The 23,749-nt window shown below is 59.5% G+C and carries 23 protein-coding genes and 1 tRNA gene; 10 read left to right on the top strand and 14 right to left on the bottom strand.

What is annotated here, in order from left to right; all coding sequences use genetic code 11:
* Positions 1-4: 4 nt before the first annotated feature.
* Positions 5-748, bottom strand: a complete 744-nt coding sequence (locus AC0V6X_RS10085) for a hypothetical protein (RefSeq protein ID WP_486184420.1) — start codon at positions 746-748, stop codon at positions 5-7.
* Positions 749-986: 238 nt separating this feature from the next.
* Here AC0V6X_RS10085 and AC0V6X_RS10080 point away from each other — a divergent pair, with 238 nt between their 5' ends.
* Entirely contained in the window at positions 987-1,178 is a 192-nt protein-coding gene (locus AC0V6X_RS10080) for a (2Fe-2S)-binding protein (RefSeq protein WP_486184419.1), read from the top strand.
* Between the two features lie 160 nt (positions 1,179-1,338).
* A complete protein-coding gene (gene bfr / locus AC0V6X_RS10075; RefSeq protein WP_486184418.1) occupies positions 1,339-1,821 on the top strand; it encodes a bacterioferritin in 483 nt (160 codons plus the stop codon).
* A gap of 79 nt (positions 1,822-1,900) precedes the next feature.
* Here the strand turns inward: bfr and AC0V6X_RS10070 are convergent, their stop codons facing one another.
* Positions 1,901-2,383: a DUF2721 domain-containing protein gene (locus tag AC0V6X_RS10070; RefSeq protein ID WP_486184417.1), complete on the bottom strand. Its 483-nt coding sequence runs from the start codon at positions 2,381-2,383 to the stop codon at positions 1,901-1,903.
* Positions 2,383-3,813: a ribosome biogenesis GTPase Der gene (gene der / locus AC0V6X_RS10065; protein ID WP_486184416.1), complete on the bottom strand. Its 1,431-nt coding sequence runs from the start codon at positions 3,811-3,813 to the stop codon at positions 2,383-2,385. The genes AC0V6X_RS10070 and der overlap by 1 nt, the downstream gene beginning before the upstream one ends.
* Before the next feature lie 163 nt (positions 3,814-3,976).
* Between der and AC0V6X_RS10060 the strand changes: the two genes are divergently transcribed.
* Positions 3,977-4,570 carry a CHAP domain-containing protein gene (locus AC0V6X_RS10060; protein WP_486184415.1) on the top strand — a complete coding sequence of 198 codons (594 nt, stop codon included), beginning with the start codon at positions 3,977-3,979 and terminating at the stop codon, positions 4,568-4,570.
* A gap of 3 nt (positions 4,571-4,573) precedes the next feature.
* Here the strand turns inward: AC0V6X_RS10060 and AC0V6X_RS10055 are convergent, their stop codons facing one another.
* Complete coding sequence (locus tag AC0V6X_RS10055; protein WP_486184414.1) at positions 4,574-4,858, bottom strand: DUF3297 family protein; 285 nt, start codon at positions 4,856-4,858, stop codon at positions 4,574-4,576.
* A 147-nt stretch (positions 4,859-5,005) separates the two neighbouring features.
* Between AC0V6X_RS10055 and AC0V6X_RS10050 the strand changes: the two genes are divergently transcribed.
* The 3 genes from AC0V6X_RS10050 (at position 5,006) to AC0V6X_RS10040 (ending at position 8,710) form a co-directional block, all read left to right on the top strand.
* Positions 5,006-5,090: transfer RNA gene (locus AC0V6X_RS10050), tRNA-Leu, on the top strand.
* 61 nt (positions 5,091-5,151) lie between these two features.
* Entirely contained in the window at positions 5,152-6,759 is a 1,608-nt protein-coding gene (gene tig, locus AC0V6X_RS10045) for a trigger factor (protein ID WP_486184413.1), read from the top strand.
* A gap of 226 nt (positions 6,760-6,985) precedes the next feature.
* Complete coding sequence (locus AC0V6X_RS10040) at positions 6,986-8,710, top strand: methyl-accepting chemotaxis protein (RefSeq protein ID WP_486184412.1); 1,725 nt, start codon at positions 6,986-6,988, stop codon at positions 8,708-8,710.
* 10 nt (positions 8,711-8,720) lie between these two features.
* Here AC0V6X_RS10040 and AC0V6X_RS10035 read toward each other — a convergent pair whose 3' ends face one another.
* Complete coding sequence (locus tag AC0V6X_RS10035; RefSeq protein ID WP_486184411.1) at positions 8,721-10,259, bottom strand: amidase; 1,539 nt, start codon at positions 10,257-10,259, stop codon at positions 8,721-8,723.
* 128 nt (positions 10,260-10,387) lie between these two features.
* On the opposite strand from AC0V6X_RS10035, the gene AC0V6X_RS10030 reads away from it, so the two are divergent.
* The 3 genes from AC0V6X_RS10030 to AC0V6X_RS10020 all read left to right on the top strand — a co-directional run bounded on the left by AC0V6X_RS10030 (position 10,388) and on the right by AC0V6X_RS10020 (position 13,718).
* Positions 10,388-11,101 carry an ATP-dependent Clp protease proteolytic subunit gene (locus tag AC0V6X_RS10030; protein WP_486184410.1) on the top strand — a complete coding sequence of 238 codons (714 nt, stop codon included), beginning with the start codon at positions 10,388-10,390 and terminating at the stop codon, positions 11,099-11,101.
* Positions 11,102-11,345: 244 nt separating this feature from the next.
* A complete protein-coding gene (gene clpX, locus AC0V6X_RS10025) occupies positions 11,346-12,611 on the top strand; it encodes an ATP-dependent Clp protease ATP-binding subunit ClpX (protein WP_486184409.1) in 1,266 nt (421 codons plus the stop codon).
* Between the two features lie 411 nt (positions 12,612-13,022).
* Positions 13,023-13,718: an aspartate/glutamate racemase family protein gene (locus AC0V6X_RS10020; protein ID WP_486184408.1), complete on the top strand. Its 696-nt coding sequence runs from the start codon at positions 13,023-13,025 to the stop codon at positions 13,716-13,718.
* A 154-nt stretch (positions 13,719-13,872) separates the two neighbouring features.
* On the opposite strand, the gene AC0V6X_RS10015 is transcribed toward AC0V6X_RS10020, so the two are convergent.
* The 6 genes from AC0V6X_RS10015 to AC0V6X_RS09990 form a co-directional block, all read right to left on the bottom strand.
* The gene (locus AC0V6X_RS10015) at positions 13,873-14,445 is read right to left on the bottom strand and encodes a fasciclin domain-containing protein (protein WP_486184407.1); all 573 of its coding nucleotides are present in this window, start codon (positions 14,443-14,445) and stop codon (positions 13,873-13,875) included.
* A gap of 171 nt (positions 14,446-14,616) precedes the next feature.
* Positions 14,617-15,420, bottom strand: a complete 804-nt coding sequence (locus AC0V6X_RS10010) for an anti-sigma factor (protein WP_486184406.1) — start codon at positions 15,418-15,420, stop codon at positions 14,617-14,619.
* Positions 15,417-16,004, bottom strand: a complete 588-nt coding sequence (locus AC0V6X_RS10005; protein ID WP_486184405.1) for a sigma-70 family RNA polymerase sigma factor — start codon at positions 16,002-16,004, stop codon at positions 15,417-15,419. The genes AC0V6X_RS10010 and AC0V6X_RS10005 overlap by 4 nt, the downstream gene beginning before the upstream one ends.
* 162 nt (positions 16,005-16,166) lie before the next feature.
* Positions 16,167-16,850 carry a monofunctional biosynthetic peptidoglycan transglycosylase gene (gene mtgA, locus AC0V6X_RS10000; RefSeq protein ID WP_486184404.1) on the bottom strand — a complete coding sequence of 228 codons (684 nt, stop codon included), beginning with the start codon at positions 16,848-16,850 and terminating at the stop codon, positions 16,167-16,169.
* 19 nt (positions 16,851-16,869) lie between these two features.
* On the bottom strand, positions 16,870-17,442 hold the full coding sequence (locus AC0V6X_RS09995; RefSeq protein WP_486184403.1) for a sortase domain-containing protein: 573 nt from the start codon (positions 17,440-17,442) through the stop codon (positions 16,870-16,872).
* A gap of 113 nt (positions 17,443-17,555) precedes the next feature.
* Positions 17,556-19,877, bottom strand: a complete 2,322-nt coding sequence (locus AC0V6X_RS09990) for a marine proteobacterial sortase target protein (RefSeq protein ID WP_486184402.1) — start codon at positions 19,875-19,877, stop codon at positions 17,556-17,558.
* A gap of 190 nt (positions 19,878-20,067) precedes the next feature.
* On the opposite strand from AC0V6X_RS09990, the gene AC0V6X_RS09985 reads away from it, so the two are divergent.
* Entirely contained in the window at positions 20,068-20,805 is a 738-nt protein-coding gene (locus AC0V6X_RS09985; RefSeq protein ID WP_486184401.1) for a helix-turn-helix domain-containing protein, read from the top strand.
* Positions 20,806-21,057: 252 nt separating this feature from the next.
* On the opposite strand, the gene AC0V6X_RS09980 is transcribed toward AC0V6X_RS09985, so the two are convergent.
* From AC0V6X_RS09980 to AC0V6X_RS09970, 3 genes are all read right to left on the bottom strand, one after another.
* A complete protein-coding gene (locus tag AC0V6X_RS09980; protein ID WP_486184400.1) occupies positions 21,058-21,579 on the bottom strand; it encodes a hypothetical protein in 522 nt (173 codons plus the stop codon).
* A 106-nt stretch (positions 21,580-21,685) separates the two neighbouring features.
* The gene (gene rpoH, locus AC0V6X_RS09975) at positions 21,686-22,639 is read right to left on the bottom strand and encodes an RNA polymerase sigma factor RpoH (RefSeq protein ID WP_486184399.1); all 954 of its coding nucleotides are present in this window, start codon (positions 22,637-22,639) and stop codon (positions 21,686-21,688) included.
* 58 nt (positions 22,640-22,697) lie between these two features.
* A complete protein-coding gene (locus AC0V6X_RS09970) occupies positions 22,698-23,702 on the bottom strand; it encodes an RluA family pseudouridine synthase (protein WP_486185565.1) in 1,005 nt (334 codons plus the stop codon).
* Positions 23,703-23,749 lie beyond the last annotated feature (47 nt).

The raw sequence follows: 23,749 nt of genomic DNA, 5'->3' as shown, positions 1-23,749 counted from the left end.
AGCACTATTCCGGTGCCAGCATATAGGCGGCCATTGCTGGCTCGACCGCATCATCTAGATCGGAAAGGCCGGTGTAGACCGCAACGCCAAGGGTGCATTGATCCTCGGTTGAGAGCGCCAGCATTTGCGCGTCTGAACTGAGTGCGGCTTGCAGGTTAGGGTCGATGCCGGTGGCGGCGATGCTGTCGCCCAGTTGCTGAAATGCCCGATCATCGGGCTCAGAATAGGATTGCGGGTCATCCCGCCCTGCCGCCGCTGCGCGAACCATGGCGGTGTTGCGCCGCGCAATGGCGGAGGCGGCGACGGCGTTGCTCGGATCAATGAAGATCCAATTGCCCATCGTCATGGCCGCGCATTGATCGACTTCTCCGCGCTGAAGGGTCTTGTAGAGCTCGGCCTCAGCGGCGCTCAGGGCGATCAATTCAGCGGCGGGTGCTTTCACTGTGTCCGCTCCGATCTTCGTGAAGAAATCTTGCAACCATCCCGCTCCGATGGCTTTCACGCGCTCTTCGTCATTCCGCTCTGATGCGTCGAGAGCCTGAACCTGTGCCACAAGTGCGGCGAAATCTTCGGGGTACTCAGCTTTCACAGTCTCCCACAATTCGCCCGCATTGGGAGTGGACATAATCCCCTCCTCAATCGCAGCAGCCTCTTCCTCAGGCGACAGAGCGCAAGCGGCAAGCGTCGCGATGGCGGCGCAGGAAAGAGCGGCGCGGCCAATGACGCGGCGGATCGATGAATTGGACACGGGTTTGATGCTCCCTTTCCCCAAGTGCCCGAGCGGCACCCTTTGCAAATCAGCCACTTGTGTAACCGCTCGAGCCTCAGGAGCAATGCGATTTGCGCTTTCGAACGAGCTGGTTCGTGGAAACAGACTGCGAAAAGTGTGGCTAAGGGCGATTCGCGGGTTCGATTTCACTTGATATTGCGATTAATTCGCATATCTAGTTATTGCAACCGCTTCTCAAGAGAGATTCTAGACCCTGATGTATATCTGCATTTGCAACGCAATCCGTGAAACTGACCTGCGCAACACTGCGCGGAGCACCAATGGAGATGCGGAAGCGGCCTATGCGAAACTCGGCAAGCGACCCAATTGTGGCCAATGCCTTGCAAAGGCTGGCGAAATTCTGGACCAGGAACGCGCTCTGACTTCCTGCGAGAAAGTCGCAATATAAGCTGACGTCGCGCAATTGCGAACGGATCGCAAAGTGCTGATTCTAAAAGAGAAATTTTGATTTGCCCCTTGTGGGGAGGGCCTCCCTTGCACTATATGTCAGGGTAACGGCGCCCGGCGTTCGGGCGCACCCCATCACTTTGACAAGGGAGCCCCCGACCATGAAGGGCGATGCAAAAGTAATCGAGTTTCTCAACAAGGCACTCACAAACGAACTGACCGCGATCAACCAATATTGGTTGCACTACCGCGTGCTCGACGATTGGGGTGTGACCAAGCTTGCTGCTTATGAGCGCAAGGAATCCATCGAAGAGATGGAACATGCCGACAAGCTCGCTGAGCGTGTCCTGTTCCTGGGCGGTCTGCCCAACTTCCAGGCGATCCACAATCTGCGTGTTGGCGAGACGGTCAAGGAAATCCTCGAAGCCGACATGAAGCTCGAAGAAGACGCGATCCCGCTGCTGCGCGATGCAATCGAGCATTGTGAGAGCGTGCGCGACTATGTCAGCCGGGATCTGTTCGCTCACATCCTCGACAATGAGGAAGAGCATGTCGACTTCCTTGAAACGCAGTTCGATATGATCGAGCGTATGGGTCTGGAAAACTACGTACAGCTGCAAAGCAAGGCTGCGGGCGACGAGTAACTCTCCAGCCCCCATTTACACAGAACTGACAAAAGGGCTCCGTTGCGGTTTCGCGACGGGGCCGTTTTTTTGACGCTCTTTAGTCCTTCGCTATGGGCCCTTCGGCTGCGAGCAGTGTCTCGCGTAGGAAATAGAGCAACGCGGTGATCAGCAGGCCAACCGTGATCACCCACAAAGCCGCGACAAGCGTACCCAGCCGTGTTTCGACGTAGGCGGAGATGAACAGCATCGCGATCACTACGCTGATGACCACCGCCGCGCCGGTCGAAAACTTGATCGCCAACCGAACCAGACTGCGTCGCCGCGTCAACCAGTCCACTTCGACGTCGAATGGTAGGCGGCTCAAGAACTCCGGGCTCTTCGATTCCGAATTGGCACAGAGGCGCTCGATCCGCCCCGCAATCCAAATCAGCCTTTGCATCATCACGTTCATAATGCTGCCAATGCCGACCAGCAGGAAAGCGGGTGCGAGGCTCAGCTGCACCGCGCGCAACACGCGCGGCGTGTCGGCGGTGCGTTCGAAAAGCTCAGTCGCGATCCCGGTGCCAAGCAGTTCAAGCATTACGTCTTGCCTGCCCCCCCGCTAAAGTTGCCGCCGCCTCCGCGATTGGCGTTGTAGGGGTTCTTGGGACTCTTCAGGATAACGCGCACGGGCACTGCTTCAAAGCCAAGCTTGGCGCGGATGCCGTTGACGAGATAGCGCTCATAGGATTTCGGCAGCGATTCAAGCCGTGTACCGAACACTACAAAGCGCGGTGGGCGGGTGCCGGCCTGCGTGATGTAGCGCAGCTTGATCCGCCGACCATTGGGCGCCGGCGGGGGATTGGCGTCGAGTGCATCGTCGAACCAGCGGTTGAGTGCCGCGGTCGGCACGCGCTTCGACCAACTTTCGCGCAGCTCAAAGGCGGCTGACAGCATCGTATCGAGGCCTTTGCCGGTCTTGGCGCTGACCGCAAAGACCGGCAACCCGCGCACTTGCGCTAGGCCGTCATGCAATGCCTGCTTGATCCCGTTGAAGAGGGAGGAGGCATTTTCCGCCACGTCCCATTTGTTGATCGCGATCATCAAAGCGCGACCCTCTTCCAGAGCGAGCGCCGCAATCTTCAGATCCTGATGCTCAAGGCCTTGTGTCGCGTCGAGCAGCAGCACGACCACCTCGGCAAAGTCCACCGCGCGGCGTGCATCGGCGACGGAGAGCTTCTCCAGCTTTTCTGTCACATTGCGCTTTTTGCGCATGCCGGCGGTGTCGATCAGGCGGATCTCACGCATCGTGTCGGTTTTGGGATCGTGCCACTCCCAATCAATCGCGATGGAATCGCGCGTGATCCCGGCTTCGGGACCGGTGAGCAGGCGATCTTCGCCAAGCAGCCTATTGATCAGCGTCGATTTGCCCGCATTGGGACGCCCGACAATCGCGAGCTTAAGGGGGCCTAACGGCGCGTCCTCATCAGCCTCTTCCAGAGCCAATTCCGCGGCAGCCTCTGCGGCATCGGCTTTTTCACCGATGATCGGCCACAGCCCTCCAAACAGGTCGGCAATGCCTTCGCCGTGCTCGGCGGATAGAGCCACCGGATCGCCCAGACCCAGCGAATAGGATTCGAGCACGCCGCTTTCGCCCGCAGACCCTTCGGCCTTGTTGGCGACCAGCACGATAGGCACATCATGCTCACGCAAATAGCGCGCGATTTCATTGTCGAGCGGGGTCAGGCCCGCGCGTGCGTCGATCACGAAAAGCGCGGCATCTGCGCCTTCAAGGCTCGCCTCGGTCTGTTTGCGCATCCGGCCGGGCAGAGTGAGCTCGTCCTCATCCTCCCACCCAGCGGTGTCGACGATTGTGAATTGCAGCCCTGCAATCTCTGCATCGCCCATGCGGCGGTCGCGCGTCACCCCCGGCTGATCGTCGACCAGCGCAAGCTTCTTGCCAACCAGACGGTTGAACAGAGTGGACTTGCCTACATTGGGGCGTCCGATGATGATGACTTGGGGCTTCATAACTTTGTGTCGCCACTGACGGTTGCGAGGCCGCTTGGCAAGTAAAGTCGCATCTCTCCCCCATTTCGAGCGCAGAATCCGCTCGGATAATCGCATTTACGAATACGCGATTAACCTTAGTGGTCATGGAGCTATCAAGATTACCATTGCATTAGGCATACGCATGTTGAAGCCACTCAAATTGCTCTCCGCTGCACTGGCACTTGGCCTAGGCCTGTTCGCTCTGGGGACGGTCCCTGCCACCACACCAGCCGCTGAGGCATCGCGCGGCTATCTGCAATGCGTGCCTTACGCGCGTGAGCTTTCTGGCGTGCAAATCTACGGCAACGCCAATACGTGGTGGACTCAGGCTGCGGGCCGGTATGAGCGTGGCCAAATCCCGCGCGAAGGCGCGGTTATGGTGTTCAAACCGCATCGCGGAATGCGCTACGGCCATGTCGCCTATGTCAGCGAGGTGGTCGATTCGCGCACTGTGAAGCTTTCCCACGCCAATTGGTCGCGGATCAACGGTCGTCGAGGGCAGATCGAACGCGATGTGCCAGCCGTCGACGTCTCACCCAACAATGACTGGAGCGAAGTGCGCGTCTGGTATCACTCAATGGGTGATCTGGGCATCACGCATTGGCCGCTTTCGGGCTTTATCTATAATGAAAACGCGATGGAGCAGCCCACGATCATCGCCAACGGCCCCGCCACTGAGCGCCCGAGCCGCGTCTTCATGAACGCCTTCTCACCCTACGAGGCGGAAGATAAGTAGGGCTTAGCCCTTTTTGGCGACCGGGGGATTGTCGCCCAGGTCTTCGAACCAGGCCTCTACAGGTCCGTTCAGCTTGATCGTTAGCGGCTGGCCCTTGCGGTCCACCGTCTTGCCTGCCTGAACGCGCACCCAGCCTTCGGAAATCGAGTATTCCTCAATATCGGTGCGCACCCGGTCTTTGAACCGGATGCCGATGCCGCGTTGCAGGATGTCGGCGTCAAAAGCCGGGCTGCGCGGGTTCACGCTGAGGTGATCGGGCGGGACGTCGTTGGATGTATCTTCACTCATGGGGAGGCCCTTTAATAGGGGGCTGCGATGTAAACAAGCGCGTATCACTGATCGAAGGGCGCTTGCCCTTTTGAAGCGTACGCTATAGAGGGCCTCGCAACGCGCGCGGGGGCCTCTGGGTTTCCCCGCGCGGCTTCGTTCGGGCATGCGGGCGTGGCGAAATTGGTAGACGCGCCAGATTTAGGTTCTGGTATCGCAAGATGTGGGGGTTCGAGTCCCTTCGCCCGCACCACCTTCGCCCGGCTGTAAAGTCCCTCAAAACAGTGCATTAAAAGGCTAGAAGTTCAACTCCCATGGCTATCAAGCAGACCACCAACGAAGGGCTTAAGCGGGCCTATCAGATCACCTTCACCGCCGCTGAAATCGCGGCGAAAGTCGATGGGGAGATCAAAAAGATCGCTCCGCAGGTGAAGATGCCGGGCTTCCGGCCGGGCAAGGTTCCGGCGAATCTGGTCAAGAAAATGCACGGTGAGCAGCTGCATGCGCAAACGCTCAACGACACGATTCGCGATGCGGTCGATGGCCTGATCAAAGATGAGAACCTGCGCCCGGCTATGCAGCCAGCCGTTTCGCTCTCCGAAGGCTATGAAGAAGGCAAGGACGCCGAAATCACGGTAGAGCTCGAAGTGCTCCCGGTGGTTGAGGCTCCGAGCACAGACGGCCTCAAGCTTGAAAAGCTGACCGTGCCAGTGTCCGACGAGCAGCTTGAAGAAGCGATTTCCGGCATTGCGGGTCAGAACAAGAGCTACAAGGATGCAGCCAAGACCAAGAAGGCTGCTGACGGCAACCAGCTGATCATCGACTTCGTTGGTTCCATTGACGGCGAAGAGTTTGAAGGCGGCAAGGCGGAAGACGCTCCGCTGGTCATCGGGTCGGGCGCTTTCATCCCCGGCTTTGAAGAGCAGCTGGTTGGCGTGAAGACCGGTGATGAAAAGACCATCACCGTCACTTTCCCCGAAGAATACCAGGCAGAGCACCTCGCCGGTAAAGAAGCCCAGTTCGCAGTCACTGTGAAAGCCGTGAAAGTCGAAACCGAGACCAAGATTGACGACGATTTCGCCAAGCAATTGGGCCTCGACAGCCTCGAGAAGCTGCAAGAGATCATGAAAGGCCAGCTTGAACAGCAAACTGCTGGCCTAACCCGCACACAGATGAAGCGTCAGCTGCTCGATCAGCTTGCAGGCAGCCACGACTTTGAGGTTCCCTCGACCATGGTCGAGGCCGAGTTCCAGCAGATCTGGGCTCAGCTGCAACAGGAAGCGGCGAAGGAGGAAAATCCCGAAGACGCTCTCAAGCAGATCGAAGACGAGAAGGACGATTACAAGGCGATCGCAGAGCGCCGCGTGCGTCTGGGCCTGCTGCTGTCCGAAATCGGTCAGGCGAACGGTGTCGAAGTCACTCAGCAAGAAATGCAGATGCTGGTTCAGCAAGCCGCTCAGCAATATCGCGAAGAAGACCGCGAGCGTTTCATGCAATACATCCAGCAGGAGCCAATGGCGGCTGCTCAGCTGCGCGCACCGCTCTACGAAGACAAGGTCGTCGACTTCCTGTTCGACAAGGCCGATGTCACTGAGCGTGAAGTGACCGTCGACGAGCTCCAAGCCGCAATTGAAGCGGACGAAGAAGCTGAAGCGGAGAAGGCGAAAGCTGCTCCTAAGAAGAAGGCTCCCGCTAAGAAAGCGCCTGCGAAGAAGCCAGCGGCCAAAAAGGCTCCTGCCAAAACGGCTGCGAAAAAGCCGGCCGCCAAGAAGGCACCGGCCAAGAAGCCTGCTGCCAAGGACGCAGATGCCAAACCTGCGGCCAAGAAAGCGCCTGCCAAAAAGGCCCCCGCCAAGAAGCCCGCTGCGAAGAAACCCGCTGCCAAGAAGGCTCCAGCGAAAAAGCCAGCCGCTAAGAAGTAAGCGTCAGCGCCCATAACGGCTTTGCGAAGGCCGCCTCTCGCATCTGCGAGGGGCGGCCTTCTCGCATTTGGAGAACGAGGAAAGCGATTTGCACCTCAAGCAGCCGTCCGGAAGCAAAATTCAACCAGACCTTAACCATGGTGCCTTAGGGCTTTCTGACAACGTAAGCCAAACCACGTAGTTCGTACTCGAACTGCGTTTTAACCAGGACTTGGGAATTCGCTATATGTTTCAGCGTTTTGATGAGTGGTTGCGAGGGGGCTCGATCCGCAGTCAAACCGGGCGGGTCTTCAACCTGTTCGCACTGCTCATTTTCGTTTTGGGTGCTGTTGCCACGGTCGGAACCGCGCGGGTTGAACAGCGATCCGAAGCCTTGTCTGACCTGACCGATGTCGCATTCCTGACAGCCAATATGACGCGCCAGGTTACGCTCTCCAAGGACAATATGGGCGCCTATCGTGCGCGCGGCTATGATCAAGAAACTATCGATCTTGCGATCAGCCAGGCACGAAGTGCGGTTGATATGAATGATCAATTGCGCGGATATGCCGGATCGTTCGATTCAGAGTTCCTTGCCCGGGTGACGGAGCTGGATCGCGATCTACGCACTATCGAAGTTCTCCTAGCGGAAGTTCGCGACGCCCCGCGTGACATCGTCGAACAGGAATCGTTCCTTGGCCCTCGCTATGATGCTCTGGATACGACCATCGGCAAGGTGGTTGATCTGCGCGAAGACATGGCAAGCCGTGTAGGCGAATTTACTGGTGAGGGTCTGTATGAATTGAAGATCCTGATCGGTACGCTGATTGTGGTTGGCCTTGGTGGCCTTGGCCTCGTCCTTTTGGGCAAGCGTTTGGTGGCGCAGCGTGTCACTAATCCTATCAGCTTGCTGAGTGAAGCGAGCGATCGGATTGCCAACGGCGAAACGGAGCTCGAACTCCCTTCAGCCAACCGTGAAGATGAGATCGGCGTGCTGGTCGGGGCGCTCAACCTGATGCAGCAATCGCAGCGCGATGCGGCTGAGCGCGTTCGGCAAGAACATGCGCGTGAAATCGAGCGCCAGCAGGAACTCCAGCGAGAGCGCGAAGAGCTCGCGGCCAAGCAATCGGAAATGCTCCAGTCCTTGGCCGATCAATTCGAAAAAACGATCGGGGATGTGGCTTCCGAGGTCGCAACCGCGTCAGATCAGATGCACTCTGCCGCGATCCAATTGAGCGAGCATGTCGAAAGTTCGGGCGCATCCGTGTCTGAAGCCAATGCCAGCCTTAAGCAGGCGAGTATGGGCATCACCGGTGCAGCGGCAGCCTCAGACGAATTTGCCCTGTCGATCAGCGAAGTCAGCAGGCAAGCCCTGTCCTCGTCCGAAAGCGCGCGCAACGCAGCGCTCGCGGTGGGTAATGCGGATCAAACGGTGACAGCGCTTACGGGCTCTGCCGACAAGATCAGCCAGATCATCGAGGTCATCGCCAACATCGCTCAGCGTACCAATTTGCTCGCCCTTAACGCCTCGATTGAAGCGGCACGCGGGGGGGAAGCCGGCAAGGGCTTTGCCGTCGTGGCAAGCGAAGTGAAAGAGCTGGCAATTCGCACTGGTCAGGCCACGGGCGAGGTGGAGACGCTGATCCGCGAGATGCAACAATCGAGCAACGAAAGCGCCGAAGCGCTAAAGCGCGTATCGGCAGAGGTGATCGCGCTTGAGGACACTGCCACGGCCATCGCCGCGGCAGTCGATCAACAGGCGGTCTCGAGCCAGGATTTGGCTCAGAGCATCGATATGGCAGCGCAAAACACCCGGATCATCAGCGATACTGTCGACAGTGTCGATAAGGTTTCACTGGTGTCGGGGGCGACGGCGGCAGAGGTTCAGGCGAGCTCCGCCAACCTCTCTAACCAGGCGACGATGCTGCGTGAGCAGGTAACAACGTTCCTGCGTCAGGTGCGCAGCGCGTGATTGCTTGACCTTAGCCCTCGGGCGACCAGCGCCGGAAAGAGGGTTGCGGCAGGGTGGCTGACCGCGCGCGTTCGTAGGCCGCGCCCACTTTCAGGACATCGTGGTCGTCCCATTTGGCGCCGAAGAAGCTGATCCCCACAGGCAAACGCTCGACTGCTCCCATAGGAACGGTGAGATGCGGATAGCCTGCGATGGCTGCGGGAGAGCCAAAGCCAATTGAACCGTTGAATTGATCGCCAAGAACCAGATCGCTCATCCAGGCAGGGCCGCGGGTTGGCGCGACGAGGAATTGCACATTGTTGTCGGCGAGCAGCGGGTCGAGCGTCTCCTCACCCGCAATCCGCAAAGCATTGGCGCGCGCTTCCTCATAGGTTTCGCGGTCGGTGGTTGCCTCAGCCACTTGGAATATCTCTTGGTCAAACCAGCGCATCTCGCGCTCGGCATTGGCTTCGTTAAAGGCGATCAGGTCAGCCATTGAGCGCGGGGCGACGTCGCTATCCGTTTCGCCGGGGCCACCGCCAATGGCTGGAATGTCCTCCAGATATTTGCCCATCTCCTCGCGCAGTTCGAACAGCAGCACGGTGAAGCTGTCACGGTACATCTGCGGGTTGGGCTCGAACTCAATGTCGACCAGCACCGCGCCCGCTGCCTCCAGGTCGTCGAGCGCCGCCTCGAACACGTCGCGCACCTGGTCGTTGCTGCCAATTTGCTCACGCATCACGCCGATGCGTATGCCTTCGAGCGAGAAGTCCTCGAGGCCAGTCGTATAATCCTCCACCCGAGGAACACCCAAAGTCGCGCTGTCCGCATCATCTTCGCCCGCAATCGCGGTGAGCAGCAGCGCCGCGTCAAAGACGGAGCGAGTCATCGGGCCAGCGGTGTCCTGCGTTGAGGAAATCGGCACCACGTGCGTGCGGCTCACCAGCCCGACGCTGGGCTTGAAGCCGACTATGCCGTTGATTGAGGCGGGGCAGGTGATCGATCCATTGGTCTCTGTCCCGATCGCGCCCCATGCAAAGCCCGCCGCCACGGCTGCTCCGCTGCCTGAGGATGAGCCGCAGGTGTTGCGGTCAATCGCATGCGGGTTGCGGGTGAGGCCACCCACCGCGCTCCAGCCGCTGGTGGAGTTGTTCGACCGGATGTTGGCCCACTCGGAAAGGTTGGTCTTGCCCAGCACCAGACCGCCGCTGGCGCGCAAGTTTGCGATCAGCGGGGCATCGCGGCGTGTGAAATTGTTGGCTAGGGCAAGGCTGCCTGCAGTGGTCGCCCACTCCTCTGTTTCAATATTATCCTTCACCAGCACGCTGCGCCCATACAACGGAGCGGTCCCAGCCAGTGCGCGCGCTTTGAACCCTGCCGTTTGCGAATAGACGATCACCGAATTGAGGCCATCTGGGCCGCTATCATATTGCTTGATGCGCGCGATTTGCTCAGCGACGGCTGCTTCTGCGTCGTAGGCGCTGCCGTCAGAATGTGTGTCCGCCAAAGCTGATCCGGCGATGGAGACGGTGAGCGACGCAATTGTGAGAGTGGAGATGGCTTTTTTCATGGCCTCAGCCTCGCACTTTTACGGGCTTTCCCCAAGGTGAAAGTTAATGCCCTTGAACAATGGGCCTGAGCGTCCGACATAAGTCGCCAAGCTTTTTTGGCAAACTTCTTTGGACGAGGATAATTCACATGATCGATCTGCTGGGCAATTCGGGCGAAACTCACGGCACGCAAGGTCAGTTCTCACACGACCCCGTGACCGGAGCGCTTGTTCCCACCGTTGTCGAGCAATCGAGCCGGGGTGAGAGAGCCTTTGACATCTTCTCACGCCTGCTGCGTGAACGGATCGTGTTTGTGACCGGTCAGGTTGAGGACAATATGGCCTCGCTGATCGTGGCTCAGTTGCTGTTCCTTGAAAGCGAAAACCCCTCCAAGCCGATCAGCATGTATATCAATTCGCCTGGCGGCGTTGTGACCGCTGGCATGGCGATCCACGATACGATGCAATACATCAAGCCGCGCGTGTCGACCGTTTGCATCGGTCAGGCGGCATCGATGGGGTCGTTCCTGCTCGCAGCCGGTGAGCCGGGCATGCGCGTTGCGCTTCCCAACGCCCGTATCATGGTACACCAGCCCTCAGGCGGTGCGCGCGGCATGGCGTCAGACATTGAGATCCAGGCGCGCGAGATCTTGCGCATCCGCACCCGCCTTAACGATCTCTACGTCAAATATACCGGCCAGAGCCTCGATGATATTGAAGAGGCGATGGATCGCGACACTTTCCTTGAAGCCGAAGAAGCGAAGAAGTTCGGCCTTGTCGACAAGGTGTTCGAGACCCGCCCTGAAGCCGGAAATGAAGGCGAAGGCGACGATGAAAAGGGTTCGGGCGGCGCCCCTGAATAAGGTTCACCGTTAGCCCTCCGCGCGGCCCAAACCGGGACGTTCCCATAATGGGCCAATCCGGGGTGAGACATGCGGGGGTTTAAGCTCCTATGCACTTCTAGGGGTGTAAAACCACCTCTACGGACCCAAAAACGGCTCCGAATTGAGTCATCTTGGATTGATTCATTGGCGCGCCGTTATACACTTGCCGAAACCGACCCTTCGGGCAGATGCTTGTCGAAGGCGGATTCGAGGATGATTAGGAATGACCAAATTGAGCGGATCTGACAGCAAGAGCACCCTGTATTGCAGCTTCTGCGGGAAGTCGCAGCACGAAGTGCGCAAGCTTATCGCCGGCCCCACCGTGTTCATCTGCGATGAGTGCGTTGAGCTGTGCAACGACATTATCCGCGAAGAAACCAAGGCTGGCATTGCTGGCAAGAAGGAAGGCGAGGTTCCGACCCCGTCCGAAATATTCGCAACGCTCAATGATTATGTGATCGGTCAGAACAGCGCCAAGCGCAATCTGTCGGTCGCGGTCCACAACCATTACAAGCGCCTCAACCACTCGGGCAAAGCCGGTGATGTGGAACTGGCAAAGTCCAACATCCTGCTGGTCGGTCCGACCGGTACGGGTAAGACGCTGCTTGCCCAGACGCTGGCGCGCACGCTCAATGTGCCGTGGACGATGGCAGACGCCACCACTTTGACCGAAGCGGGCTATGTGGGTGAGGATGTCGAGAACATCATCCTCAAACTGCTCCAGGCTTCCGACTACAATGTCGAGAAAGCGCAGCAGGGCATCGTCTACATTGACGAGATCGACAAGATTACCCGCAAGGCGGAAAACCCCTCAATCACGCGCGACGTGTCGGGTGAAGGCGTGCAGCAGGCTCTGCTGAAACTGATGGAAGGCACTACGGCCTCCGTTCCGCCGCAAGGTGGCCGCAAGCATCCGCAGCAAGAGTTCCTGCAGGTCGACACGACCAACATCCTGTTTATCTGCGGCGGCGCTTTCGCTGGTCTCGACAAGATCATCGCGGACCGCCTGCAGAAACGCTCAATCGGCTTTGGCGCGCATGTCGCCGATCCGGAGAAGCGCAAAGTGGGCGAGCTGCTTGAAAAGAGTGAGCCTGAAGATCTGCTCAAATTCGGTCTGATCCCCGAATTCGTTGGCCGTCTGCCGGTCATCGCAACCCTGCACGATCTCGACGTCGATGCGCTGGTGACCATCCTGCAAGAGCCGAAGAATGCGCTGGTCAAGCAATATGGCAAACTGTTCGAGCTCGAGGATGTTGCGCTCACCTTCACTGAAGAAGCGCTCAAAGCCATCGCCGAACGCGCTATCAAGCGCAAGACTGGTGCTCGCGGGCTTCGTTCCATCGTCGAAGGCATCCTGCTCGACACGATGTTCGACCTGCCCGACATGGACGGCGTGACCGAAATCGTGATCGACGAAGACGTGGTTGAGGGCAGAAAAGACCCCATCCGCGTGCACGGCAGCGAAGAAGCGAAGGAAGAGGCGGCCTGAGCACAGGCGCTCTCAACCCCGACGTCCCGATTGAAGCGGTCGGGTTGACTGACCTTATCCTTGGCGATCCAGCGACATTGGCTACGCTTTTCGCGTTAGTCTTCTTCGTTTCATCGGGTGTGTGGGCGCAGTGGCGTTTCCGGCGCTTTGCTAAGCTGCCGATGCAGTATGACTTCCAAATGCGGCCGACTTGGTTTGGTCCGAGATGGTTGGCGATCTGGTCGGTTACTCTTGTTTTTGTGTTGGTGCTCTTCTCTTACTTTTGGCTTGTGCCGCGATTGCCTCTCGATCCCAGTTTCAGAGATCCATCATCGGACTTAGTCTGGGTTAGCGCCGCGCTAGTGTTGGCACAAATGGTTGTCCTTTGGCTCCACGTCCGGTGGGCACGCGGACAATGCTGAGGCTAGGTAAATGAAAACCATTGGCATTATCGGCGGGATGAGCTGGGAGAGCTCGGCAGAATATTACCGCCACATCAACAGCGTTGTCCGGGACCGACTGGGCTCTCCGCACTCGGCGAAGATCCTGATGCACAGCCTCGACTTTGGCCCCATCGCTCAGCTTCAAGCAGAGGGCGAGTGGGATCAGCTTGCCGAAATGCTGATTGAAAGTGCTGAAGCTCTGGATGTGGGCGGGGCGGAGTGTCTCGTGCTTGCCACCAACACTATGCACAAATGCGCCGGTGCGCTGGAGGATGCGAGCGAGCTGCCGCTGCTCCATATCGCGGACTCGACCGCCGATGCGGTCTGCGCGGAAGGGATCACGCGGGTCGCGCTGCTCGGCACAGCCTTCACGATGGAGCAGGACTTTTACCGCGAGCGGCTGGAGGACCATCATAGGCTCGAGGTACTGATCCCTGAGGCTGATGACCGCGCAGAGGTTCACCGGATCATCTATGATGAACTCATCGCGGGAGAAGTGCTCGACACCTCGCGCGAAACCTACCGCGAAATCATCGCCAGGCTGGCAGACGAGGGCGCGCAGGGCGTGATCCTGGGCTGCACCGAGATCGGACTGCTGGTCTCCCAAACGGACAGCCCTGTGCCGGTGTTCGACACCACCCATATCCACGCAATGGCAGCGGTGGAGTTTGCACTCGGAAGCTAGCTGTCCCTCCACCCCTGCGCGCATCATTCTCCAAACCAAAAACCCCGCCCGGCCCTTTGGAGGAAGGAACCGGACGGGGCGGTTGAAAGCGCCGCTCCCTAGGGTGGGAGGGAGGGAACGGAAGCGACGCTAGCTGGTCTGAGGGGACCAATCTTTAGCCGGGGAGGAACACTCCGTCGGTCACGTGGATGATGCCGTTCGAGGTGCGCACGTCGGCGGTGGTGACAGCGGTTGCGCGGCCTGCACCGTCGGTAATGATGATCTTGTCACCTGATAGACGAGCGGTCAGCATCGGACCCGCGACGGTCTGAATGCGATACTCGCCGCCATGGGTGTTAATCAGATTGACGAGATCGCTTGCTGTCACACGACCCGCAACAGCGTGGTATGTGAGAATGCGGGTCAGCGTCTGCTTGCTCTCAGGCTTCACCAGCGTTTCGACAGTGCCGTCGGGCAGTTTGGCGAAAGCGGTGTCAGTCGGAGCGAATACGGTGAAAGGGCCGGGCGAAGACAGGGTCTCGACTAGACCTGCGGCTTGCACAGCGGCAACCAGAGTGGTGTGCACGCCAGTGCCGACAGCGGTCTCAACCAGGTTCGGGCGCTGATTCTGGCTAGCGCTGGAATGGTGGTGAGCTGTCGCTGGAACGGTCGCAATAGCGGCGAGGCCTGTGGTCGCAGCAACAGCGGCGAGGGCGGCATTACGGAAGGTCTTGGAAGTCGGGATCATAACTTATCTCCATCTGAGCAAGCCCTCCCGGTCTTGCATGGAGAATTACGCAAGGGGTGATGCAGCGGATGCGAGAAACTCGCAAAAAGTTCGATTTCCCGAGGGGGATGACGTTGCAGTGAGGTCGTTCAACGACGAAGTGCACCGTGCCAAAGACGGGCCCGACCTGCTTTAGACCGCTGAGAATGCACCTTCGGCGACAACCGGGCCCGCATCCACGCCTTCAGGCTTTCCGCCAATCGGCTCACGCGTCAGGACCAGCTGTACACCTTCGCCCATATTGTCGGCGATCTCCGTGGAGAGGTCGCGGCTGAGGAACTCACCCGGCTTCACTACGCCCAAGGACTGCAGTGCGCCGCCATCAGCAGGCACCAGCCACAATTCGTGATCGTGAACACCATCCGGTGTGAGGCCGATCGCTCCGACCAGCAGTCGGTCGCTTTCGGGCACGTAGGTGACGTCTAGGCGCAGCCCTGTGTCACCAATGGGAACCTGAGCCACCAGAGGCGCATCAGCAACGGCCATTTGTGGTGTATCGCCTGCTCCGGGAACGGGCACGCCGTCACCGGGGCCAAGGATCATCACCGCTGCAAGGACCGCCGCTGCCGCCGAGGTTATCCCGGCGGTCCACTGCCAGCGCTTCAAACGCGCGGCGAGCGTGTCGGTGATGTCGATCACCTCAGCGCTACTTGTCTGCACGGGAGCCTGCGTCTCAGCGCTGACTTGCGCGGCGATGCGTTGCCAGACGGCAGGATCGGGCTCGGCGCCCTTCATGTCGTCGGTCAGCGGGGCGAGCCAATTGTCCCACCACACGGTGCGCCACATGAAGCCATCGTCAGAGGCCATGCGCTCTTTCGCCGCTTCCAACTCCTCGCCTTCGAGCAGGCCGAGCGAATATTCCGCAGCTGCCAAAGCGTTCCCGTGGTTCATGTCCACGCTATCCTCTTCGGGCTGGTTCTTGTCAGGCCCGCTCATTCGCTTGCCTCCAGACATGTGCGCAGGCGCTTGAGCCCGCGGCGGATCCAGCTCTTCATCGTGCCCAGTGGCACATCGGCACGCTCTGCCAGTTCGGCATAGGTGTAGCCGTCGAAAAAGGCGGAGGAAATGTGGGAGCGGGTGCGTTCATCCAGCTTGCCGAGGCATTCGTGAATCTGCGCGGTGCGCTCCGCATCAACCAGCAGCACGTCGGCAAGCGGAGCTTCATCGGGCAGCGGAGCCGCCTCTTCGACAGGCACCGCGCCGCCACGTACTTTGCCGGTGCGCAGGCGGTCAATTGCCCGGTTGCGCGCAAAGGTAGCAAGCCACGAAATAGGGCTCGCCCGCGACGGGTCGTATCGGTCGGCACGCTGCCAAAGATTGATGTAGACGTCCTGCAAAGCGTCTTCTGCTTCCTTTTGATCGCCCAAGATACGCAGGCAAATCCCAAACAGTTTCACCCGCGTCGCTTCATAAATCTGCTCGAGCGCGGCTTGATCACCCTGACCCAGACGCACCATCGCCGCGCGCAGCTCTTCGCGCGCGATATCGGCAGATTGGGCGGATGGGTCAGACATCAGCATACGGTCTCTAGGGAAAGAGGGATGCGGGCAAGTGTTTTCACTAGGTTTGGCCCCGTTTCAGTGTGCTAGTCGCGATCCCTCTCGACTTGGCTCCCCAAATGGCCTCGCAAAGCGCCAAGGTCAATGGTCAGCTGAAGGCGTATCAGTGCTTGGACACTGGAATCACTCGTAAACGCAATCGTCCAGACCGTCGCGTTGGACGATGCCAATGCGGCGCTCGATCGAGTTGCCATGGCGCGCGAGCCAGCCGGAGGGGCTGACGACGGCGCGTTTCTTTGGTTGGGGGAGGGCAGCGGCCATGCGGCTGGCTTCATCAGGCGTAAGGCGCGCGGCGGAATGGCTGAAATAGCGCTGCGCTCCAGCTTCTGCGCCATAGGTGCCGATGCCGGTTTCCGCGACGTTGAGATAGACTTCGATGATCCGCTCTTTGCCCCAGATCAGCTCGATCCAGAAAGTGAACCAGGCTTCCAATGCTTTGCGGAAGTACCCGCCATTCTGCCATAGGAAGACGTTTTTGGCGGTCTGCTGGCTGATGGTGGAGCCGCCGCGGATGCGCCCGCCTTTTGCGTTGTCTTCAATCGCCTTCTCAATCGCTTCGGTGTCGAAGCCGGAATGCTCGCAGAATTTGGAATCCTCCGCCGCGATGACGGCGGCGACCAGATTGGGGTCGATATTGTCGAGGCTCTCCCAATCCTTGGTGATCGAGTTTTCGTCGAGGATCATGGTCGCCGTGATCGGCACTGGCACCCATTTGAACAGCAGCACCAGCAAAAGCGACAGCACCACGAAGGCGAGAATCGCCTTGGCAATGAGGGTGGCAGTGGTGCGAGCAATGCGGCGGATCATGATGCCGCGTCAAATAGGATCAGCTAGCGGTGGCTGCAATCTCCTGCGATGCGATTTCTTCAGTCCACGCAACGCGGCGCAAGGGGCCGGAGACATGGGTGCCAAACGGCCAGCAGGTCGCGAGCGCCAATTGCGGTGTGTGCGAGCTGTCGCCGGGATAGGTGAAGCTGTCCCAGCGCACAGTCTCGAAACGCGTCACCCGGAACTCAGCCGAGGAGCCGTCGATCCGCTCCATCTCGATCGTGTCTCCGACTTCCAGATCGCGGATGAACTCGAAATGCGTGTCGCGGTGGGCGGAGAGGATGGTGATGCCGCGCGGGCGGTCGTCGAGGACTTCCGTCGGCCCGAAGGCCATTGCTTCCCCCGATCCGCCCGACAGCACGATCTCGCTTACGCCCAGCCGTGGTGCGGAGACGCGTGCGACGGGAGCGGTGTCGGCCCAGCTCCATGGCTTCACCGGTGCGCCGCTCTCCAAGCTTTTGTCGAAGGCGCGGGCGAGCAGGACCTGCGCAACCTCTGCCTTGACCGGAATGTAGAGCGCCTTGGCCGTCAAAGCGGCGCCGCTCAAAAGCAGCGCCGCGATGAGGACCATTGGTAGGTAGGTGCGAAGGGCGCCCCTTGCTGAATTTGGGGTTGGGGCATGAGAAACAACTCCTTTCTGGACCCCGCGCCCTTCGACTTGGTGGTGGAGGGGAGTGGCGAGCATTAGGCCGCCTTCCGCTGGAGGCTGGAGGTGGCGAGCCATTCGGCCAGCCATTCACGCCTCCACCACACGCCGCTCACCAGACCTGCCAACAGGAGCAGGAGGCCGGCGATCAGCGTCAGGACATATCCGGTTGAGCCATTGGGCAGGTTGAGCGCTTGGCGATGCTCCATGGCTTCGTTCTGCCGCTCGCGGAATGCTGCAAACTCGGCTGCGCTTACGGTCTTTCCGCCGAACAGATGGTCGAAGTCCCAGCCAGCGGGCAGCAACAGCGGCAGTTCCTCTTGGAGCATGCGCGCGCCTTCCGGGCGGCTCGGCGTGTCATCGACCGCGATCAGGCTGGTGCGGCTGGTCACGAGGCCAAAGTCCATGCCCAGTTCCTCGATCGAAGCGTCTGCGCGCTCGTAGGAGGTCTCGCCCGACCAACGCTCCGCCTCAACCTCGGCAATCCGGCGTGAGGCCCAGAGTTTGGCGACGACGTCGCTTTCGCTCGCCTCGCCCAGCGGGATGCGGCGCTGCCAGGTCATGCCGTCAATCGTGCCGCTGACTACCAGAGTGCCAGCCAGATGCCGTGTACGGCCTAGCAGGACGAGCGGCTCACCGGCATAGAGGTCCGGCAGTTCGCGCGGGGCAAAGTCGATATTGCCGCCTTCGACACGCGCCTTCAGGTTGGTCGCCACCGGGCGGGCCAGCCGGTCGAGCAGCTGCTTCATCTGCGGCTCAGCCTCGTCACCAAGACCCACGTGAGTGAAGGTCCCGCGGCCTGCCTCTGCCATGCGGCGCATGAGGTAGGTGTTGGGCGCAGAGCCAATGCCGACCATGAACACGCGGCTCTCACCCCGGTTCTGCTCGATCTCGCGCATCATGTCTGCCTCGTTCGACAGCGAGCCGTCGGTGAGGAAGATGACCTGGCGGACGGACGGTTGACGTTCCGTGCACTCGCTTCGGCGAAGGTCCGAGCAATCAGCGCTCTCTGTTATCGTCGGCCGGAGGGCAGCCCGCAAAGCGGGGAGCATTTCGGTTCCGCCTTCCGCTTCCAGGCCATGCGTGAAGCTCTTAGCTTGCGCGATGTAATGCCGGCTGGCTGGTACCGTCTCACCAAAGAGCATCGTCATCGTGTCGTCAAAACGAATGATGTTGAAGCTGTCCTGCGGGCGCAGGGTCTCCAGCGCATAGAGCAGGCTGCGGCGGGCCGCTGGCATGGAATCGCCTGCCATCGAGCCCGAATTGTCGATCACGAAGATCATCTCGCGCGGGGGGATATCGCCCAGACGCTGGGTCGCGGGCGGAGTGATCGTTGCCATCACATAGTCGAGCGAGCCGTGCTCTTGGCTAAACAGGCCGAGCATTGGCGTGTGGCCAGCGGCAGCCCATTTAAGCTCGAAGTCGCGGTTCGCAGGGACGGCTCCATCGGCAAGCGTCACCGTGCGGGTCAGGCCCTTGCCGTCCGCCACATTGACCTCGTGATAGGGGCTGGAGATGGTGCTCATCTCGAAACCGGTGTCGAGGTTGACGGTGATGGAGACGGGGTTGAGGCCCCCTCCGACCCGCGCGACCATGTCGGGGTCAGCGGTCGGGGCGAGGATGTCGGAAGCACCCGCAAGCAAGGCTGCGCGGTGCATGCCTTCATCGACTTTTCCGCCTGTGGCCGTTCCCGCAACGTAGCGCGGTCCCACTACCAACGGCATACGCAGCGAATATTCGCCTGCGACCTGACGGATCGGAGCCTGAAACTCGATCTGCACCAGCACGGTCTCTCCCGGCCCCACATTGGCGATCGAGTTCTGGAACATGTTGGGGCGATGCTGCTCAACCAGAGCAACCTTCTGGCCGTTCTCCTTGGCTTCATCATACATGACCTGCGCGACTTCCTTGGGCTGGATCTCGCCTTCGAAGATGCGGTCACCGACCACCATCTTCAGCGTATCGACTGCGCCGTCATCGGGCAGGGGGTAGAGGTAGGTCGCCTCCATCCATTCCTCCGACGTGTTGCGGAATGCTTGCGTGACGGTCACGCGCGCAGTCTGGCCGGAGACGTCGGCGACGATGTCGGTGCCCAGCCGAACGGCGGGGATGGCGGTGGCGACGCTCCCATCCTCTGCGGGCAGCGAAGCGCGCAGCATCAGGCCGCCTTCGGATGCGGTGGAGGGCGCGCGCATGGGCTCTTGCGGCCCTGCGTAGGCGTGCGGCGAGGCGTTGGCTCCCGCACGCGATGTGAGCGACACAGCGGTCACCGCAAACAGGGCAACCACGCCCAGGATCAGGATAACGCTCAAGCCGTCGCGGTCGGGAAAACCGGCTCTCATCTGTGCAATTCGTCGCATGTAAGCCTCCATTCATCGTCAAGTCGTATCTCTCTAGCGGTGAGTTGAGGCGTCCGACCACGGCCAAACCCGGCCAATTTCCGCCGCTTCAGCGCACAGACCGGAGGGGCGCGGCAGAATTGTGCGGATTTGTGCGGTTTTGTCCGGGAAATATGAGGCAAAGGGGAACGAGATGGGGTATGCGTCACTGATGAGCGAATTTGATAACGCCGAGGTGGCCTTCCGGCTGCGAGAAGAAATCGCCCGACAGCGTCTGTCGCGCGCGGGGCTGGCAGAGGCGGCGAAGCTGAGCCTCTCGACTTTGGAAAAGGCGCTATCTGGCCGGAGGCGCTTCACCCTCGCGACGATTGTTCGGCTGGAGGAGGCGCTTGGCGCGTCTCTTCGCGAAGACGCCCCATCTCAAACGGCTCCCGAAACCGGCCCGTCTCTCGCGCCTGCCGAAATGGGCTCCTATGCTCGCCCCGCCGTGCGTTGGATCGAAGGCGAATACCTCACCCTGCGCGCGAGCTTCGGCGAGGACAACGCGGTCTACGCCTACCGCACCGACATCCGCTGGAGCGCGGCCAAGGGCCACTTGGTCTTCGCCGAGAGCGACAGATTGGACGCGACCTTCCAGCAAGCGGGCTTCGTCTCGATGCCGCACCTGTCAGGCCACACCTATCTGATGACATCAGAAGAGGGCCAATACCGCATGATCATGCTCGGCCGAGCAACCCGCGAACGCCGCATGTTCGGCCTGCTCTCGACCCTGCAAGTGGGACAGGGATCGCAATTGGTGCCGGTTTCGTGCCCGGTGGCGTTTGTCCCGATGGATCAGATTGCAGAGCCGCTGTTTGGTCTAGTTCGCCACGGAGAGGCGCGTTCGGGGGAGTATCGCGGGGTACTGGATAGTGTGCTTGAGGGCGATTATTGTCGACTCAGGAAGTGAGACAAATTGCGCCAGTCAGACAGAGGTCTTGGTTGGAAACTTTTGGATTTCCAACGATTAGAGCTATGATATCTAATGATGCTAAACGCTATGCAGCTTTTCGCTCTTGCTTGTTATCTTGCGCCCGATGACTCGAGCCAAAAATTGGGAGGGCCTTAAACCGCGTCACCCCAAACGCGTTAATTGCCCTTTCGAAGCAAGCTTCTAGGCTTTTCTCTACTGTCATTTGATCAGCTCCTACCTAGCATCCCTCTAGGCCAAATCGACGTATAGCCATGAACCACGCGGTTTAACAGCCTTAAACTCATCAAGCGCATCCAAATCGGCGCCAGCAAGTGCAAAAAATTGACGTTCAACAGGACTACGCAGATGAAACTTAATATGCTGTGAAGGCATCTCTCCGGTTGCTAGTGCATAAGCTCGCGCAAAAACACTAGCCAATAAACGCGCGTAATCTGAGACTTCGAATTCACCAAAATCGTAGCGTGGCGCAAAAAGCAGGTTTCGTACACGAAGTACTTTGCCTTTGTAGCCAGGAATGCGAGTCCAATTTACGCTGCAAACTGCCACGCATTCATCACTGTCGTCATCTATCAGACCGAAGACTGTGTAGGAAAGATCAGATTCAGATGCGAATGAATTCAATTCATAAATCGCTGCAGAGGCATAGTTGTCAAAGTCCTCTTCAAATTCGACGCATTGAGCGCGCCAAGCATCGTTGACAGCTGCCCAAGAACCATCTGCAACTTTAAGAGGTTTAAACGCAAATGCCATAACCGGAGTGGAGACCTATTCAATGTGATTCGTTTGCAGTCCACATAACTAAAGGCCCCCGCCAGTTCTGGCGAGAGCCCTTTGTCAGTTTTACTCTAGTTTGAGCTTACGCCACCCCGGGAAGCAGCCGCTCGCCCGCAATCCGCTGCATTGCTTTCTGCAGCTTCTCGAAAGCACGGACTTCGATCTGGCGGATGCGTTCGCGGCTGACGTCGTAGACTTGGGAGAGTTCCTCCAAAGTCTGTGGCTTCTCGGTCAGGCGACGCTCAGTCAGGATGTGCTGCTCGCGCTCGTTGAGCGATTCCATCGCTTCAACCAGCATTTCGTGACGCACTTCCTTTTCCTGCTGGTCAGCAACCAGCTCGTCCTGAAGTGGGCCGTCGTCGGTCAGCCAGTCCTGCCATTCGCCAGAACCTTCCTCACCGCCGCGCATCGGGGTGTTGAGCGAGCCGTCGCCGCCCATCATCATCCGGCGGTTCATGTTGACGACTTCCTGCTCCGGCACGCCCAGATCGGTGGCGATTTTCGTCACGTCATCGGGGTGCAGATCGGTGTCTTCGTAGGCGTCGAGGTTTTTCTTCATCCGGCGAAGGTTGAAGAACAGCTTCTTCTGAGCTGCGGTGGTGCCCATCTTCACGAGGCTCCACGAACGCAGGATATATTCCTGGATCGACGCCTTGATCCACCACATCGCGTAGGTCGCGAGGCGGAAGCCGCGATCGGGCTCAAATTTCTTGACGCCCTGCATCAGGCCAACGTTACCTTCTGAAATGAGGTCGCTGACTGGCAGGCCATAGCCGCGGTAACCCATCGCAATCTTGGCGACGAGGCGCAGGTGCGATGACACCAGCTGCGATGCGGCTTCGGGGTCTTCGTGCTCGGCATAGCGCTTGGCGAGCATGTATTCCTGCTCGGGCTTCAGCACGGGATATTTCTTGATTTCCGACAGATAGCGATTGAGGCTCTGCTCACCACTAAGGGCCGGGACTGATACTGATTTGCTCACTTTTGGTCCAACCTTTCTAATGTCGACCTGGGTAGACGGACCCCTGATGGGCATCCGGTGGATCAGGCCACTCGGTTACATATACGCGAGAATTCCCCATTTAGGGGCACTTTCATCGATTAAAACGGCCAAGTTCGTCGATTAGTTCCGAAATATCCGCCGGTAAATCCGCGTGAAAGCGTAGTTTCTCGGAGGAAATCGGGTGCAAAAAGCCCAGTTCCTTTGCGTGGAGCGCCTGACGGGCGAATCCGAGCTTGGATACGAGGGGTTTCAGCGACTTTGGCGTTTTACCGTAAAGTGGATCTCCTATTAGTGCATGGCCGATTGACGCGCAGTGAACGCGCACCTGGTGGGTGCGACCGGTTTCCAATCGGCATTCGATCACGGATGCGTCAACAAGCCGTGTGAGGGTCTTGTAATGGGTGATGGCGTGTTTCCCGCGTGAGGAATTCTTTGCCAGCACAGCCATTTTCTTTCGATTGGCGTCAGAGCGGCCCAAACGCGCGTCGATTGTGCCCTCGGCAGGGCTGGGATGGCCTGCGCAAACCGCAATGTAGCGGCGGTGGACCGAGTGCTCGGCAAATTGCGCGGCGAGCCCTTCGTGAGCGGCGTCGGACTTGGCGACCACGAGGAGGCCAGATGTGTCCTTGTCGATGCGGTGGACGATACCGGGCCGCGCGACCCCTCCGATGCCGGAAAGTTGGCCCCCTCCGTTTTGGGCGCAGTGATGGAGCAGCGCGTTGACCAACGTCCCGTCCGGATTGCCCGCAGCCGGGTGGACGACCATGCCAGCAGGCTTGTTTACGACGATGAGGTGTTCATCTTCGAACGTCACGTCGAGCGGGATGTCCTGCGGCTTGGCCTCGGCCTCAACCGCGGCGGGGACGGTGATGTTGAAGTGTGCACCTTCGGCGACCTTGGCGCTTGCAGAGGTAGCGGGCGAGCCGTCCACCTCCACGCGTCCCTCAGCAATCAAGGCCTGGACACGGGCGCGCGACAGCTCCGTCGCGTCGGCTAGTGCCTTATCGAGGCGTGCGGGGGTGGGGACAAATCCCTCGATTACTTCCTCCGTTCGTCCTGAGCCTGTCGAAGGACCGCTCTTACTTTTCGCATGCATCGAGATAGCGTCCCAATCTCCCCGAATGAGCGCAAGCTTCTTGGCCC

Source organism: Erythrobacter sp. S267, assembly GCF_057365045.1.
Note: the sequence above shows the minus strand (reverse complement) of the source record. Positions and strands in the feature narration are given on the sequence as shown.

Coding starts and splice junctions, on each gene's coding strand:
- AC0V6X_RS09985 (WP_486184401.1), top strand. CDS start 20,068: ATGAGCGAATTTGATAACGCCGAGGTGGCCTTCCGGCTGCGAGAAGAA.
- AC0V6X_RS10005 (WP_486184405.1), bottom strand. CDS start 16,004: ATGCTGATGTCTGACCCATCCGCCCAATCTGCCGATATCGCGCGCGAA.
- AC0V6X_RS10015 (WP_486184407.1), bottom strand. CDS start 14,445: ATGATCCCGACTTCCAAGACCTTCCGTAATGCCGCCCTCGCCGCTGTT.
- AC0V6X_RS10080 (WP_486184419.1), top strand. CDS start 987: ATGTATATCTGCATTTGCAACGCAATCCGTGAAACTGACCTGCGCAAC.
- AC0V6X_RS09990 (WP_486184402.1), bottom strand. CDS start 19,877: ATGCGACGAATTGCACAGATGAGAGCCGGTTTTCCCGACCGCGACGGC.
- der (WP_486184416.1), bottom strand. CDS start 3,813: ATGAAGCCCCAAGTCATCATCATCGGACGCCCCAATGTAGGCAAGTCC.
- AC0V6X_RS10055 (WP_486184414.1), bottom strand. CDS start 4,858: ATGAGTGAAGATACATCCAACGACGTCCCGCCCGATCACCTCAGCGTG.
- AC0V6X_RS09995 (WP_486184403.1), bottom strand. CDS start 17,442: ATGGTCCTCATCGCGGCGCTGCTTTTGAGCGGCGCCGCTTTGACGGCC.
- AC0V6X_RS10070 (WP_486184417.1), bottom strand. CDS start 2,383: ATGCTTGAACTGCTTGGCACCGGGATCGCGACTGAGCTTTTCGAACGC.
- AC0V6X_RS10030 (WP_486184410.1), top strand. CDS start 10,388: ATGATCGATCTGCTGGGCAATTCGGGCGAAACTCACGGCACGCAAGGT.
- tig (WP_486184413.1), top strand. CDS start 5,152: ATGGCTATCAAGCAGACCACCAACGAAGGGCTTAAGCGGGCCTATCAG.
- AC0V6X_RS10060 (WP_486184415.1), top strand. CDS start 3,977: ATGTTGAAGCCACTCAAATTGCTCTCCGCTGCACTGGCACTTGGCCTA.
- clpX (WP_486184409.1), top strand. CDS start 11,346: ATGACCAAATTGAGCGGATCTGACAGCAAGAGCACCCTGTATTGCAGC.
- rpoH (WP_486184399.1), bottom strand. CDS start 22,639: ATGCCCATCAGGGGTCCGTCTACCCAGGTCGACATTAGAAAGGTTGGA.
- AC0V6X_RS10010 (WP_486184406.1), bottom strand. CDS start 15,420: ATGAGCGGGCCTGACAAGAACCAGCCCGAAGAGGATAGCGTGGACATG.
- AC0V6X_RS09980 (WP_486184400.1), bottom strand. CDS start 21,579: ATGGCATTTGCGTTTAAACCTCTTAAAGTTGCAGATGGTTCTTGGGCA.
- AC0V6X_RS09970 (WP_486185565.1), bottom strand. CDS start 23,702: ATGCATGCGAAAAGTAAGAGCGGTCCTTCGACAGGCTCAGGACGAACG.
- AC0V6X_RS10035 (WP_486184411.1), bottom strand. CDS start 10,259: ATGAAAAAAGCCATCTCCACTCTCACAATTGCGTCGCTCACCGTCTCC.
- bfr (WP_486184418.1), top strand. CDS start 1,339: ATGAAGGGCGATGCAAAAGTAATCGAGTTTCTCAACAAGGCACTCACA.
- mtgA (WP_486184404.1), bottom strand. CDS start 16,850: ATGATCCGCCGCATTGCTCGCACCACTGCCACCCTCATTGCCAAGGCG.
- AC0V6X_RS10020 (WP_486184408.1), top strand. CDS start 13,023: ATGAAAACCATTGGCATTATCGGCGGGATGAGCTGGGAGAGCTCGGCA.
- AC0V6X_RS10040 (WP_486184412.1), top strand. CDS start 6,986: ATGTTTCAGCGTTTTGATGAGTGGTTGCGAGGGGGCTCGATCCGCAGT.